Below are 13,368 nucleotides of genomic sequence, written 5' to 3' on the forward strand. Positions count from 1 at the left end.
TGGTTTGTTCTGATTGCTTTGGAGCCACGTGCTTATGGCTGAAACGCTTGAATTTGAACTTGTTTCTCCGGCCCGTCTTTTGGTTTCCGAGCCAGCGGAGATGGTTGTCGTTCCGGGAGTTGAGGGGAATTTCGGTGCAATGCCGCAGCACGCCCCTTTCCTGTCGACAGTTCGCCCCGGTGTTGTCGAAGTTCATCGTAGTACAAGCCCGGTTCGCAAGATCTTTGTTGCCGGTGGTTTTGCAGAGGTGACGGCGGAGCGCTGCACGCTTCTGGCAGAAGAGGCTATTCCTCTTGATGAGATAGACCGTGAAGCCGCCTTGGCGCGGCTTCAGTCTGCCCTTGCTGTTCTGCAGGAGGCCGAAACCCCCTCTGAAGCGGCTGCTGCTCGTAGAAGTGTGACAGTTGCCCAAGCGCTTGTTGATGCCTTGCCCTGATTTTTGTCTAGCGTAGTGTGTGACCTTATAACCCCGCCGCTGCTCCGGCGGGGTTTTATAATCCCAAGAGCCGTCTGTGTCGTGCACGGCTATTGTCGTGGTTTGCTCATAACAAAACCACTGCCGCGTGCTGCGACAGTGGTTTATGTGTGGCGCGTTCGATTGATCAGCGTTCGGCTGTTTTTGCGGCTGTTTTTGATGAAGACTTGCCGCCGCCTGCCGGGGCATTTTTCACTGATTTCTCAATCATACTTTTCATTTCGTCCATGGATTGTGACATCCGGGCGCTCAGCAAATTGAGAACCTCATTCTGTGACTTTGTCATCATGTCGACCAGCTCGCGGGCGTTGGCGAGATTGGTCTCCAAGGCAGACTTGGCCAGTTCTGTCTGGCGCACAAACTGATCCCCCGGGTTATCCACGCTTGTCAGACGTGAAGAGAGGGCGGAGGTGTCCTCGACAGTTTGCCTCAGGATTTCGGCTTGGCGCTTCATGATGGTCTGGAAACCATCAAAAACCATTTTATTGGCAGCGTTCAGCGCCTCGATGTTTTTCTTCTGTGATGAAACAATGGAATCTACGTCAATTCCCGGTACCTTCATGTCGGCGATCAGGCGGCTTACGTCGAAATCGAACGGCATTTCAGTCTTGTACGCCATATCTCAGATCTTTCCTATGTACAAGGAGGCCGATGCCACGGAGACAATAGGAACAGGCAATGCCAGCAACCCGCCCCGAAGCGCTGCGATACCGGATGGTACGGCACGCCAGAATAGGGGTCAAGCGTATACTGCAATGCAAAAATCGCTATAGGTGTTATTGCCCTGCGTTATGACTATTATTGATCGCATCAGTGTGGGATTCCTTTGTCCCAAGATACGCACTTCGTTCGGCTGCGGCTTGAAGGGTTCTTGTCATCAGAGCTGTTAGTTCCGGCATAAGGACGGACAATCCCGCTTCCGTCGTACCGCCCGGGCTTGTAACGTATTGGCGCAGCTGTTCTGCTGTGTCCGCTGATTGGTACATCAATTCCCCGGAGCCACATACGGTATGCCGGGCTAGGGCGGTGGCCAACCCGGGCGGAAGCCCAAGGGCCTCTCCAGCTTTTGTCAGTGCCTCTGTCATGTGAAAGACATAGGCAGGGCCTGATCCGGACAGGGCTGTGACGGCATCCATCAGGTGTTCGTCATCAAGCCAGACAGCCAGTCCAGTCGATTCGCCAAGAGTATGGCACAGCTTCTTTTGTTCCTCGCCCACGCCCGGACCAGCGCACAAGGCGGTGACCCCGCGCCCGACGGCTGTCGGTGTATTGGGCATGGCTCGCACGCTGCGTGCTTGTGATCCAAGGCCGTCTTGCAGAGTTTTCAAGGATATGCCGGCTGCTACGGAAAGAAAGACGGTTTCCGGGTTGACTAGGAAACGGCATGAGCCCATGACACCAGCCAACGCCCTTGGCTTGACAGCAAAGACAACTGCCGAGGCTTTCAGTGTGCGGGGAAGATCACCGACATTCTGCACGACCCGTAAAGCAGGATGCTGAGTGCCTTCGGGTAGATCCGCATGCCCCCTGCGGGCGATCACGAGTATGTGACCGGGGTCAAAGCCGTTGCGTAGCCACCCGGAGAGCATGGCCCGTCCCATATTCCCACAACCGAAAAGGACAACAGGCTTCAATGGGGAAAGCACACACATATCTCCATGCTCTGCGCGCTGTATGGCTTGCTTTGCCTATGAGTATAGTACTGGGCACGGCAGGCATGCTGTTCTGTCAGGCTGCTCCTGCAACATCAAACAGGCAGGCATCGATGGCACGCCGGGCATCCATACCCTCTTCTAGAACGAAACGGAAGGCTGGAAAGACCCGTTCGCATTCAGCAACGGCGATATCAATCATATCTTCTACGGTGTTGTCTGTAACGGTCAGTTCTGGTGCCAGCAAGGTATGGCGAAACATGGGGATGCCTTCATCCAGCCAGATGGTGAAGTGACCGATCCAGCAGCGCTCATTGAGCAGAACAAGAAGTTCGAGAACCCGTTCCTTGGCATCATCGGGTATCTTCATGTCAAATGTACACGAAAGGTGCAGCACATCCAGTTCACGCGCCAGAACAAGGTAAAGGCACCACGAACCCCATTGCCCCGGAATCTGGACGGCGGCCTCGGTCTCGCTTCTACGTTCGAAGATCCAAGCATTGCGGGTTGCCAGACGTTCTATACGGTTGATGGGATGGTCAATACTGTCTTCTGTAAACGGTTCGTCTGCAGCAATAGCGGGCATCCAGGTATCTCCCCTGATCGTGGATGCAGTGGACCTGATCTCTCAAGACAGGATGCACAGATCCACCCGGCGACAACCGAACCGTGCCAGAGCATACTGTGTCACGCAAGCAATAAGCCCATCATGCACTCAATATTCTGTGGATAATATATGCCTGACCCCCCACCTGTTGGGGATATCTCTTCAGGGCTTGGCTTTGTCTCCCGCTTTCCGCCCTAGATTGGCGCTTTTGCCACCGTGTGGTATGGCCTCTCCATGTTTTGGGGCAGAGGTCCCCTGTAGTGTCCGCTCCATCTCGGCCAGCTTCTTTTTCATGGCATCCGCATCGTTCCGGGCCTGGGCTGCCATGGCCTTTACGGCCTCGAATTCCTCGCGGTTGACTAGATCCATGTCTGCGAGGATGCGATTGACCCGGCTGCGGACCAGGATTTCCAGTTCCTCTCTCAGACCGGACAAGGCGCCAAGTGCCCCCCCGGCAACGCGGGCAACATCATCAAACAAGCGATTGCGGGTTTGCATTGAACAGTCCTCCGGAACGTAGTCGCATGGCTTTTCCATGTCGCCACATTTCCATTATGGAGTGGCTGTTCATTTGTCGCAATATGTTGCAGGCATTGCCGGGAAGGCACTGTGACCGCATGGTTCTTGCCGGTTGTCGATGCGCCGCCTATAACGGTTCATACGGAACTTCACGCCGTGTGTCGTATGTATGGGATGGATAGCATCCGACATGGGTGTTCACGAAGGCTCCGACGGGAGGAGACAGAGCAATGTACGTAGTGACAGGTGGTGCCGGTTTTATCGGATCCAACGTCCTGGCAGCCCTTGAAGACCGGGGTTGTGAAGATCTGGTTGTCGTTGACAGGTTGCGCGACGGCAACAAGTGGCGGAACATCGCTCACCGGGAACTGGCTGATATTGTCGAGCCAGTGCGTATCTTCGATTTTCTTGAGCAACACCGCACGAAAATAAAGGCCATCCTGCATATGGGGGCTGTATCGTCGACGACCGAAAAAGATGTCGACAAGATCCTGACCAACAATTTTGATTATTCCATCGCCTTGCTGCGGTGGTGTGCGATGCATGGAATCCGCCTGATTTATGCGTCATCCGGCGCAACATACGGGGATGGCAGCAATGGCTTTGACGATGATGCCAGCATTGCGCACTTGGCAAAAATGCGTCCCCTGAATGCCTATGGTTGGTCCAAGCATCTTTTTGACCGCCGGGTAGCTCGTCGCCTTGCCCAGAAGAAGAAGATGCCGCCGCAATGGGTCGGGCTGAAGTTTTTCAATGTGTATGGGCCCAATGAATATCATAAGGGGCAGCAGTCCAGCGTTGTGTCCCAAGTATATCCCCACGCAGCGCAGAACACCCATTTCAACCTGTTTCGCTCCCATAATCCGGCTTACAAGGATGGTGGCCAGCTCAGGGATTTCGTCTGGGTTGGCGATGTCGTGGACGTGATCATGTGGCTTCTGGATAATCCCCAGATTTCCGGACTGTATAATCTGGGGACAGGCAAGGCCCGCTCTTTCTTTGATTTGGCTGCTGCTGCCTACCGTGCCTTGGGGCTGGAACCGAACATACGTTATATTGATACGCCGGTTCCAATCCGTGACAAGTACCAGTACTTTACAGAGGCGAAAATGGATCGGCTGCGGGCTGCAGGTTACACCAAGCCCTTTACCGGGGTTGAGGAAGGGGTGACGCGGTACGTCAAAGACTTTCTATCCCAGTCGGATCCCTATCGCTGATAGGATAGAGCTGCTTTCCCCTGATACGTTGCCGGGTATGTGTGAATGAGTGAACCCTTGATGTTTCCGGCTGTTGATCCGGTGGCCCTGCAGATTGGTCCCTTGGCAATCCGTTGGTATGCGTTGGCCTATATGACCGGCTTGCTCGGTGGTTGGCAGTTGATGAAATATCTGGCAGGTCGCATAGCGGGCAGCGGGATGATTCTTCTCAGCGATCCCGAGATCGATGACTACCTAGTCTGGGTTACATTGGGTGTGGTGCTGGGGGGGCGCCTGGGTTACGTGCTGTTCTACAAGCCGGATTATTATCTTGATAATCCGCTGGAAGTCGCTGCGCTTTGGCATGGCGGCATGTCGTTTCACGGCGGTTTTTTGGGCGTTCTGGTTGCAACCATCCTGTTTTGCCGGTTCCGGGGTATACCGTTGCTCTTTTTGCTTGATCTTGCAGCCATGGTTGCACCTCTTGGGCTTATGCTCGGGCGCTTGGCCAACTTCATCAACGGTGAGCTGTGGGGCCGCGTTGCCGATCCATCCGTCGTGCCGTGGGCCATGGTCTTTCCCGGCGCTGGTCCTGACCCGCGTCATCCCAGCCAGCTGTACGAGGCTGGCCTAGAAGGGCTGGCGCTGCTGGTCGTCATGCTTGTGCTCTTTTTCCGTTTCCCGGCGGTTCGTCTTCGCTTTGGTGTGCTGACGGGTGTTGGCATGGCCGGTTACGGATGTGCCCGGTTTTTTGTCGAATTCTTTCGCGAGCCGGATGCCTTTCTTGGTGTATTCTGGGGGGGGATATCAATGGGGCAGATCCTGTCCCTGCCTATGGTCGTGTTTGGAATCTGGTTGATGTCATGGGCATGGAAACGTCCGGCGTGAGTTCTGCAGGTGACCGTTTGCGTGCTGAAATTGCTGCGACGGGACCGGTCCCCCTTGTGTCTTTCATGCAGCAGGCTGCGGATGCCTATTACGCCAAGGGTCGTGCCTTCGGACAGGATGGCGATTTTACGACAGCTCCTGAGATCTGCCAGGTTTTTGGCGAAATTGTCGGATTGTGGGCTGCTGTGGTGTGGCAGTCTATGGGATCTCCTTCGCCGTTCTCCTTGGTCGAACTTGGGCCGGGGCGTGGCGTTCTAATGGCCGATGTCCTGCGGGTTGTCCGGTGTGTGCCGGGTTTCTTGGAGTCTATGTCCGTCCATCTGGTTGAGCGTAGTCCGGTGCTCAGGCAGCTCCAGCACCAGTCTCTGGAGGCTGTGAGTCCGGATACACCGGTATCTTGGCATGATGGGGTTTCTGATCTTCCTGATGGTCCGTTGCTGGTTCTGGCCAATGAATTTTTTGACGCCCTGCCGATCGAGCAGTTTGAATATACCCGGTCCGGATGGCTGCGCCGTCATGTGACGGTGGATGATGCGGGCAATTTTGTTCTGACAACGGCCGGTGAACCCGTGGATGTCTGGTTTGATGAGCCTGATATCGGCATGGTGGCAGAGATTTGCCCGGCGGCCTGCGCCATTGTTGATGCCTTGTCCGGTCGTTTCCTGCGCGGGGCAGGGGCTATGCTGCTGGTGGATTATGGTTATGCACACAGTGCGCCCGGTGATACCCTGCAAGCGGTCCGGAACCACGCGTTTGTTCCGCCTCTGGAGGATCCGGGGAATGCTGATCTGACGTCCCATGTTGATTTTGAGCGACTGACCCAGGTTGCGCGAGCTGCCGGTGCCGGCGTGTGTGGGCCGGTTGGCCAGGGCCGTTTCCTGTCATCGCTGGGGGCGGAGCAAAGGGGGCGTGTCCTGACGCGTGCGGCTGGTGGCGATTCAGTGCGTGCAATGAACCTTTCATCAGGATTGCGGCGTTTGATACATCCATCGGAGATGGGCTCCCTGTTCAAGGTTCTGTGTGTTCACAGCCCCGATCTTTCTGTTCCTCCCGGGTTTGAGTTCTGTTGATGATTACTGTCTCTGCCCTTAACAGCCTGAGCAAGGTTCGCCACGGATTTTTCACGCGCCATGACGGTGTTTCGGAGGGGTCTTTTGCCTCCCTGAATGTCAGTTTATCTGTTGGTGATGATCCTGTGCGGGTTCTGGCCAATCGCGCCCGTGTTGCCAGTGCTTTTGACCTTTCTCCGGACCGTCTTGTCCTTGCCAGCCAGAACCATACGGCTCATGCCGTGGTTATTGATGCCCCGTTTCTGGATGGCGCGATTCCTGTGGCGGATGCCTTGGTTACAGCATCGCCGGGTTTGGCGGTGGCTGTTCTGACCGCTGACTGTGCGCCTGTTCTTTTGGCGGACGGGGTGGCTGGTGTTGTGGCTGCGGCCCATGCAGGTTGGCGCGGTGCCGTTGGCGGTATTCTTGACAGCACAGTCCACAAGATGGTTGCGCTGGGGGCAAAACCGGGTCGGATCGTTGCGGCCATTGGCCCCTGTATAGCCCAGCGTTCCTACGAGGTTGGAGCTGATTTTCCTGAGCATATCCTATCCCGGGATCCTGATGATGACCGTTTCTTGGCTCCATCACGCCGGGCGGGTCATTTCCTGTTTGATCTTCCGGGGTATGTGGCCAGGCAGTTGGCTCGCCTAGATATTGGTACCATTATGCCAACGCCATGTGACACATTCCGCGAGGAGAACCGTTTTTTCAGCCACCGAAGGGCGACCTTGAGGGAAGAGGGGCCGGTAGGGCGCCAGATTTCTGTTATTATGCTTGAACCACGGGAGTAGCCATGAGGGGGAGGGCTTTCCTTGTATCAGTCTTGATGCTTGCAGGAATGATCCTGTCGGCTTGTGGTGATGTGCCGCGTCCTTTCTCTCATGTGTCCGGCGGTGCGCCTGCTCCCCTTGCCATGTTGCCCGAGGCTTTCGGTGTTGCGGTTCCTCCCGTAGAGGGCCTTCCTGATCTGCAGGGCCGACAAGTGGCCGAAGATATGGTGCAGGCTCTCAGGGTTGCCGGGATTCCGGCTTTCTTTGCCCCTCACGGCATTGGCTATACGTTTCGTGGTCAGGCAGAGGAACGTGGCGTTGGCGCTATAAGCTGGTCCCTGTCGGGGTCGGATGGGGCGGATATCAAACAGGTTACCCAGAATCCCGACCAGGATTGCACACGCGTGGTCGCTGCTGTGGTTCCGCTTCTGGAGCGGGAGGCTGGTAACCCGTCTGCTTATGGCAATGGTCCTTCGGGTGGACTAGGAAGCGTTGTGCTACGCGTTGTTATCCGCGGGTTGCCGGATACGCAAGGGCGTCTGCTACAGCGTGCCATGGAGGTTGCCTTGCGTCAGGATGGTATTCCGGTTCAGCAACCAAGTGATGTTGTTTCGCCTGATTCTGACCTGTTGACGGTAACAGGAACCCTGTCGCATCGCCCTGTATCTGACAAAGGCAATGGGAAATCCTTGGTGCGGCTGGTGTGGCATGTGGAGGATTCTTCGGGACAAAGTCCCGGTACCGTGACGCAGGAGAACGTTGTGCCGGATGCGGCATTGAAGACACGCTTTCCAGCCTTGGCGGTCCTTATTGCCCAAGGTGGCAGTGCCGGTGTTCTTGATGTGCTGGGTTCACGGAAAGCGTCTGTCGAGGTGGTACGACGCAGTGATCAAAAAACGGGGAGCCATGGTCCCTGATCCCTGTTTACAGGAGGTGTCAGGGTTGTTATGGTCCGCCCGCCCCTGGACCGGACGCTCGGGATAGCCGCTGTGCGGGGACGTATGTTGACACTGTGTCTGTTGCCCTGCAGCGGGAGACTGCTTTCATGAAAGTTCTGGGTTGCAACGCCAACCGCCCGCTGGCTGAGTCGATCGCGGCTTGTCTGCGTCTTGATGTGACCAATGCCAGTATCCGCCGCTTTGCGGATATGGAAATCTTTGTTGAGGTCCATGAGAACGTGCGTGGGGAGGACGTGTTTGTTATTCAGCCGACCTCCTATCCCGCCAACGACAACCTGATGGAATTGCTTGTCACCCTTGATGCTCTGCGCCGGGGTTCGGCGCGCCGCATCACTGCGGTCATTCCCTATTTCGGGTATGCGCGTCAAGACCGCAAGACAGGCCCTCGTACGCCGATAACAGCCAAGCTGGTTGCCAACCTGATTACCCAGGCCGGTGCCAACCGGGTTGTGACCCTTGATCTGCATTCCGGTCAGATTCAGGGCTTCTTCGATATTCCGGTGGACAATCTGTTTGCAGCCCCTGTTTTTGCCAATGATATTCGTCAGCAATACGATGGCGAGCGTTTGATGGTTGTGTCCCCGGATGTTGGTGGGGTTGTCCGTGCGCGCCTTCTGGCCAAGCGTATTGATGCTGATCTCGCTATTATCGATAAAAGGCGGGAACGGGCCGGTGTTTCCGAGGTCATGAACATCATTGGCGATGTTCGTGGCCGTACCTGCATTATGGTTGATGATATTGTTGATTCAGCCGGAACGCTGTGCAATGCCGCCGTTGCTCTTACAGAGGCTGGTGCAACGGCCGTCTCGGCATATGTCACCCATGGCGTTCTGTCCGGTGGTGCTGTTGCAAGGGTTGCCGCATCGCCCCTGAAGGAGATGGTTGTAACGGATTCGATCCAAGCTACGGAATCGGTTCGTATGGCATCCAATATCCGTCCCATTTCGATCAGTTCTCTTTTGGCCGAAGCGATAGCCCGTATTTCTGACGAACGGTCTGTGTCCAGCTTGTTTGACTGATTCCTGCCTCATAATGTTTGTGTTGCGGCTCATTCTGGTAGAAGGGCCGCTTTTTTTATGAAGAAAAAAGATTGACCGAAAACAATTAATCGAAAACTATTTTCATCGGGTTGCATTGTTGTGCATACCCTGTTGTCCCGGCAATTTTGCAAGGGGTTATAAAAAGAAACAAACCGGTTATCCGGGTGCGCAGCCGGATCCGACTTCTCTAAGGGGTGTTGGGCGGTTACAGAAAATAAAGGATTCTATAATGACGCGCGAGCATTGGGGCTCAAAGCTTGGTTTTATACTGGCTGCCGCTGGATCGGCAGTTGGTTTGGGTAATGTCTGGAAGTTTCCTTATCTTGTGGGGCAAAATGGTGGTGCTGTATTTGTCATTACCTACCTTGTCCTAGCTTTGACGATTGGCGCGGCGCTTATTCTGGCAGAGCTTGCCTTGGGACGTGCGGCGCAGAAAGATCCTGTGGGTACATTTGCAAACCTGAGAGGGGGCGCGTGGTCACTGGCAGGCTATCTCGGCGTTCTTTCCGGCTTTCTTGTGCTGACCTTCTACAGTGTTATCGGTGGCTGGACCCTAGCTTACGTTGTCAAGATGGTTGATGGCTCCCTGATGGAGACGGGGCTTGATCTGACAGGTACGTTCAACGGTTTTGTCAGTAACTCAGTTGAGCCATTGATTTATCATGCCTTATTCATGCTGATGACGGTGCTGGTTGTCCTTCGTGGTATTGGCTCGGGTATCGAGCGTTGTAACAAGTTTCTGATGCCAGCCCTGTTCCTTATTTTGGTATTCCTTGCTGTTCGTGCTGTAACTCTGGACGGAGCTGCTGCCGGCGTTGATTTTTACCTCAGGCCCGATTTCTCCAAGTTCAGTGGTGATACACTGGTTGCAGCCTTGTCCCAGGCCTTCTTTTCGTTGTCGATCGGGCTTGGTATCCTGATTACGTATGGCTCTTATCTGGATCGTTCCCAGAATATACAGCGTTCAACGCTGTGGATCATTGTTCTGGATACGGGCGTCGGGATTTTTGCTGGTCTTATTATTATGCCCGCCGTGTTTGCTTTCGGTATTGAGCCGGGGGCTGGTCCTGGGCTGACTTTTATTACCTTGCCTGGTATCTTTCAGCAAATAACGGGCGGTGTTCTGTTTGGAACAGCTTTTTTTGTCTTGCTTTTGTTTGCTGCCCTGACGTCCTCGGTCTCCTTGTTGGAGGTTCCAGTTGCTTACTTGATGGATGAGCTGCAGCTTTCGCGCAAGACTGCGGTCCTTGTACTGGGTGGGGTTGCGTTCCTGATCGGCATTCCCAGTTCCCTGTCTTTTGGTGTTATGTCGGATATGACGCTGTTTGGCATGGGCTTTATGGATCTTCTGGATTATTTGACAACCAAGCTCATGATTCCGGCTGGCGGTATGGCTGTTTGTATCTTTGCGGGCTGGATTGTATGGCCCCGGATGCAGACAGAAGTGTCGAATGACGGTACGTTGGCCTTTCCGCTATCAACTATCTGGGGTTGGGTGCTCAAGGTTGTTGCGCCTGCATCCATTGCCATGATCATGGTTTATGGTTTCCTGCACTGATGGAAAGCCTGGATCGGGCCGGTTGCAATACCGGCCCGACTGGTGTATGACGCCCCATTCTCGTCTTTGCGACGGGCCCGTGCCAGCACCCCTGGAGGCTGGCCGCGGTATGTTATTGTGGAGATCCAACCATGGTTGATGTTGTTACCTTCAAGGTTGAAGCGCGCGAAAAGGCAGGTAAGGGGGCAGCCCGCGCCGTCCGTCGTCAGGGACTCGTCCCCGGCGTCATCTACGGCGACAGGCAGACTCCGGTTCTGGTACAGATGGATCCGCGTCAGCTTGTTTCTGCCCTTCATAAGTCCGGTTTTTACAGCCGCCAGTACGATCTGGAAATGCCGGATGGCACAAAGCACCGTGTTCTGGCCCATGATGTACAATTTCACGTTGTGACTGATGCGCCGCAGCATATTGACTTTCTGCGTATCAATCGCGATACCCCGGTTCATGCTGATGTAACTGTCGAGTTTGTGAACCATGACAAGTGTCCGGGTCTGAAGCAGGGCGGTGTGCTGAATATTGTGCGTCACAGCATTCCTGTTATTGCGAAGGCAGATGACCTGCCCGAATCGTTCCGCGTTGATCTGTCAGATGTGGCGCTGAATGCCAGCGTGCATATTTCTGACATTGCGATGCCGGCAGGGGTTCGTCCCTCTGTGACAGAGCGTGACTTTACCATTGCTTCCATTACAGCACCTTCAGGCTTGAAGTCTGATGTTGCTGCAGAGGCTGCCAGCGGGGAATAAAAGGTATTTCCCGGATTCTTCCGGGGTGCCGGTAGAGGAAGAAAAGCAATGTGGCTTGTGGTTGGTCTGGGTAATCCGGGTGCGGAGTATGCTGGAAACCGCCACAATGTCGGCTTTATGGCGGCGGACGCTTTGTTTCGCCGCCATTCCTCTTCATCTTGGCGCAGCAAGCACCATGGCGAGTTGGCCGATGGCAGTGTTGCTGGGCAGCGTGTGATGATGCTTAAGCCCATGACCTTCATGAACCGGTCTGGCCAGTGTGTTGGAGAGGTTGCCCGATTTTACAAGATTCCCCTGTCCAATATTCTTGTGCTGCATGACGAGCTGGAGCTGTCTCCCGGGCGCTTGCGTATCAAGCAGGGCGGGGGGCATGCGGGGCATAACGGGTTGCGTGATATTGATGCGCATCTTGGGCCTGCATACTGGCGCGTTCGTCTCGGGATTGGTCGGCCGCACGACAAGGCTTTGGTCAACAAGTGGGTTCTTGGTGATTTTGCCAAGGCGGATTCTGTATGGCTGGATCCTTTCCTTGATGCGGTGTCCCTGCACTTTCATTTGATCCTTGACGGGGACCATGCGGGGTTCATGAACCGGGTTACAACAGCGACCCAACCGCCTCGTCCGAAGAAAGAAAAGCCTGCTGCGGTATCGGGCGGCGAGGCAACGCAAGATACAGATAAAGGGAGCGCCTGAATGGGCTTCAATTGTGGTATAGTCGGACTTCCCAATGTGGGAAAGTCCACTCTTTTCAATGCGCTGACATCAACGGCAGCAGCCCAAGCGGCGAATTTCCCGTTTTGTACCATTGAGCCCAATACAGGGCGTGTGTCTGTTCCGGATGAACGCCTTGATATTCTGGCCGGGATTGCCGGTAGCAAAGAGACAATTCCGACCCGTCTGGAGTTTGTTGATATTGCGGGTCTGGTGCGGGGAGCCTCCAGAGGTGAGGGGCTCGGGAACCAGTTTCTGGCCAATATCCGTGAGACAGACGCGATTGTTCATGTGTTGCGCTGTTTTGAAGATGACAATATCACGCACGTCGAAGGCAGTGTGGACCCGCTTCGTGATGCAGAGACGATCGAGACCGAGCTGATGCTCTCGGATCTGGAAAGTCTGGAAAAACGCATTGTTCCGATCGTGAAGAAAGCGCGCTCAGGCGAAAAGGATGCCAAGGACCAGCTGGCTGTCATGGAGCCTGTCCTTGAGCTGTTGCGTGCCGGAAAGCCTGCACGTCTCTTTGTTCCCGCTTCAGCGGATGAAGGCAAAATTTTTCGTTTGCTCCAGCTGCTGACAGCCAAGCCTGTCCTGTACGTCTGTAACGTTGAGGAGAGCGCAGCCGCAACAGGCAATGCGTTTTCGGCCAAAGTTGCCGGGAAAGCCGAGGCGGAAGGCGCGGCAATGGTGGTAATTTCTGCGGCGATTGAGTCCGAGGTTGCCCAGTTGCCCGATGAGGATGAGAAGGCCGCTTTCCTTGAAGATCTCGGCCTTCAGGAGACCGGATTATCCCAGATTATCCGGGCCGGGCATGCTTTGCTTGGTTTATTGACCTTTTTCACAGTTGGTCCCAAGGAAGCGCGCGCCTGGACAGTTCGCTGTGGTGCCAAGGCCCCCGAGGCAGCCGGCGTTATTCACTCGGACTTTGAGCGCGGCTTTATCCGTGCCGAGACGATATCTTGTGCGGATTACATCGCCTGCAAGGGAGAGTCTGGCGCGCGCGAGGCCGGGCGTCTGCGTTTGGAAGGCAAGGAATACGTTGTTCAGGATGGTGATGTCTTTCACTTCCTGTTTAACGTTTAAACAAAAGATTGGATTCCGGTGGATTTCACCGGACAAGCAAAACCCCGTATAGCTCAGTACATGCGGGGTTTCTTGTTCCTTATTGATCCGCACTGATCCGTTGTGAGTCTAG

General features: G+C 55.0%; 15 protein-coding genes. 11 read left to right on the plus strand and 4 right to left on the minus strand.

Annotated features, from left to right (window positions below; genetic code table 11):
• Positions 1–34: 34 nt before the first annotated feature.
• Complete coding sequence (locus AY555_RS04840; RefSeq protein WP_066134140.1) at positions 35–436, plus strand: F0F1 ATP synthase subunit epsilon; 402 nt, start codon at positions 35–37, stop codon at positions 434–436.
• Between the two features lie 166 nt (positions 437–602).
• Here AY555_RS04840 and AY555_RS04845 read toward each other — a convergent pair whose 3' ends face one another.
• The 4 genes from AY555_RS04845 to AY555_RS04860 form a co-directional block, all read right to left on the minus strand.
• Positions 603–1,094 (minus strand): phasin family protein, encoded by a 492-nt coding sequence (locus AY555_RS04845; protein WP_082811864.1) that lies wholly within the window; start codon positions 1,092–1,094, stop codon positions 603–605.
• 157 nt (positions 1,095–1,251) lie between these two features.
• Positions 1,252–2,121 (minus strand): pyrroline-5-carboxylate reductase, encoded by an 870-nt coding sequence (proC, locus tag AY555_RS04850; protein ID WP_167798440.1) that lies wholly within the window; start codon positions 2,119–2,121, stop codon positions 1,252–1,254.
• Positions 2,122–2,203: 82 nt separating this feature from the next.
• Positions 2,204–2,713, minus strand: a complete 510-nt coding sequence (locus tag AY555_RS04855; RefSeq protein ID WP_066134143.1) for a type III secretion system chaperone family protein — start codon at positions 2,711–2,713, stop codon at positions 2,204–2,206.
• Between the two features lie 183 nt (positions 2,714–2,896).
• Positions 2,897–3,271: an accessory factor UbiK family protein gene (locus AY555_RS04860; RefSeq protein ID WP_245176961.1), complete on the minus strand. Its 375-nt coding sequence runs from the start codon at positions 3,269–3,271 to the stop codon at positions 2,897–2,899.
• A 212-nt stretch (positions 3,272–3,483) separates the two neighbouring features.
• Here AY555_RS04860 and rfaD point away from each other — a divergent pair, with 212 nt between their 5' ends.
• The 10 genes from rfaD to ychF all read left to right on the plus strand — a co-directional run bounded on the left by rfaD (position 3,484) and on the right by ychF (position 13,256).
• Entirely contained in the window at positions 3,484–4,470 is a 987-nt protein-coding gene (gene rfaD / locus AY555_RS04865) for an ADP-glyceromanno-heptose 6-epimerase (RefSeq protein ID WP_066134149.1), read from the plus strand.
• Between the two features lie 45 nt (positions 4,471–4,515).
• On the plus strand, positions 4,516–5,337 hold the full coding sequence (gene lgt / locus AY555_RS04870) for a prolipoprotein diacylglyceryl transferase (protein ID WP_066134151.1): 822 nt from the start codon (positions 4,516–4,518) through the stop codon (positions 5,335–5,337).
• Positions 5,334–6,407, plus strand: coding sequence for a class I SAM-dependent methyltransferase (locus tag AY555_RS04875; protein WP_245176962.1), 1,074 nt, complete (start codon positions 5,334–5,336; stop codon positions 6,405–6,407). Before lgt ends, AY555_RS04875 begins: the two co-directional genes overlap by 4 nt.
• Complete coding sequence (gene pgeF / locus AY555_RS04880; protein ID WP_066134157.1) at positions 6,407–7,180, plus strand: peptidoglycan editing factor PgeF; 774 nt, start codon at positions 6,407–6,409, stop codon at positions 7,178–7,180. The genes AY555_RS04875 and pgeF overlap by 1 nt, the downstream gene beginning before the upstream one ends.
• A gap of 2 nt (positions 7,181–7,182) precedes the next feature.
• A complete protein-coding gene (locus AY555_RS04885) occupies positions 7,183–8,076 on the plus strand; it encodes a hypothetical protein (protein ID WP_066134160.1) in 894 nt (297 codons plus the stop codon).
• Positions 8,077–8,204: 128 nt separating this feature from the next.
• Positions 8,205–9,137 carry a ribose-phosphate pyrophosphokinase gene (locus AY555_RS04890; protein ID WP_066136577.1) on the plus strand — a complete coding sequence of 311 codons (933 nt, stop codon included), beginning with the start codon at positions 8,205–8,207 and terminating at the stop codon, positions 9,135–9,137.
• Positions 9,138–9,387: 250 nt separating this feature from the next.
• Positions 9,388–10,716: a sodium-dependent transporter gene (locus AY555_RS04895; RefSeq protein ID WP_066134163.1), complete on the plus strand. Its 1,329-nt coding sequence runs from the start codon at positions 9,388–9,390 to the stop codon at positions 10,714–10,716.
• A gap of 131 nt (positions 10,717–10,847) precedes the next feature.
• Positions 10,848–11,459 (plus strand): 50S ribosomal protein L25/general stress protein Ctc, encoded by a 612-nt coding sequence (locus tag AY555_RS04900; RefSeq protein ID WP_066134166.1) that lies wholly within the window; start codon positions 10,848–10,850, stop codon positions 11,457–11,459.
• Between the two features lie 48 nt (positions 11,460–11,507).
• A complete protein-coding gene (gene pth / locus AY555_RS04905; protein WP_082811867.1) occupies positions 11,508–12,152 on the plus strand; it encodes an aminoacyl-tRNA hydrolase in 645 nt (214 codons plus the stop codon).
• On the plus strand, positions 12,153–13,256 hold the full coding sequence (ychF, locus tag AY555_RS04910; protein WP_066134169.1) for a redox-regulated ATPase YchF: 1,104 nt from the start codon (positions 12,153–12,155) through the stop codon (positions 13,254–13,256).
• Positions 13,257–13,368: the final 112 nt, after the last annotated feature.

The organism is Haematospirillum jordaniae (assembly GCF_001611975.1).
GTDB classification, from domain to species: Bacteria; Pseudomonadota; Alphaproteobacteria; order Rhodospirillales; family Rhodospirillaceae; genus Haematospirillum; species Haematospirillum jordaniae.

Bases quoted from the DNA above. Each gene is read 5' to 3' on its own strand.
- pth (WP_082811867.1), top strand. From the start codon at position 11,508: ATGTGGCTTGTGGTTGGTCTGGGTAATCCGGGTGCGGAGTATGCTGGA.
- ychF (WP_066134169.1), top strand. From the start codon at position 12,153: ATGGGCTTCAATTGTGGTATAGTCGGACTTCCCAATGTGGGAAAGTCC.
- rfaD (WP_066134149.1), top strand. From the start codon at position 3,484: ATGTACGTAGTGACAGGTGGTGCCGGTTTTATCGGATCCAACGTCCTG.
- AY555_RS04890 (WP_066136577.1), top strand. From the start codon at position 8,205: ATGAAAGTTCTGGGTTGCAACGCCAACCGCCCGCTGGCTGAGTCGATC.
- AY555_RS04900 (WP_066134166.1), top strand. From the start codon at position 10,848: ATGGTTGATGTTGTTACCTTCAAGGTTGAAGCGCGCGAAAAGGCAGGT.
- AY555_RS04895 (WP_066134163.1), top strand. From the start codon at position 9,388: ATGACGCGCGAGCATTGGGGCTCAAAGCTTGGTTTTATACTGGCTGCC.
- pgeF (WP_066134157.1), top strand. From the start codon at position 6,407: ATGATTACTGTCTCTGCCCTTAACAGCCTGAGCAAGGTTCGCCACGGA.
- AY555_RS04855 (WP_066134143.1), bottom strand. From the start codon at position 2,713: ATGCCCGCTATTGCTGCAGACGAACCGTTTACAGAAGACAGTATTGAC.
- AY555_RS04840 (WP_066134140.1), top strand. From the start codon at position 35: ATGGCTGAAACGCTTGAATTTGAACTTGTTTCTCCGGCCCGTCTTTTG.
- lgt (WP_066134151.1), top strand. From the start codon at position 4,516: ATGAGTGAACCCTTGATGTTTCCGGCTGTTGATCCGGTGGCCCTGCAG.
- AY555_RS04845 (WP_082811864.1), bottom strand. From the start codon at position 1,094: ATGGCGTACAAGACTGAAATGCCGTTCGATTTCGACGTAAGCCGCCTG.
- AY555_RS04860 (WP_245176961.1), bottom strand. From the start codon at position 3,271: ATGGAAAAGCCATGCGACTACGTTCCGGAGGACTGTTCAATGCAAACC.
- AY555_RS04885 (WP_066134160.1), top strand. From the start codon at position 7,183: ATGAGGGGGAGGGCTTTCCTTGTATCAGTCTTGATGCTTGCAGGAATG.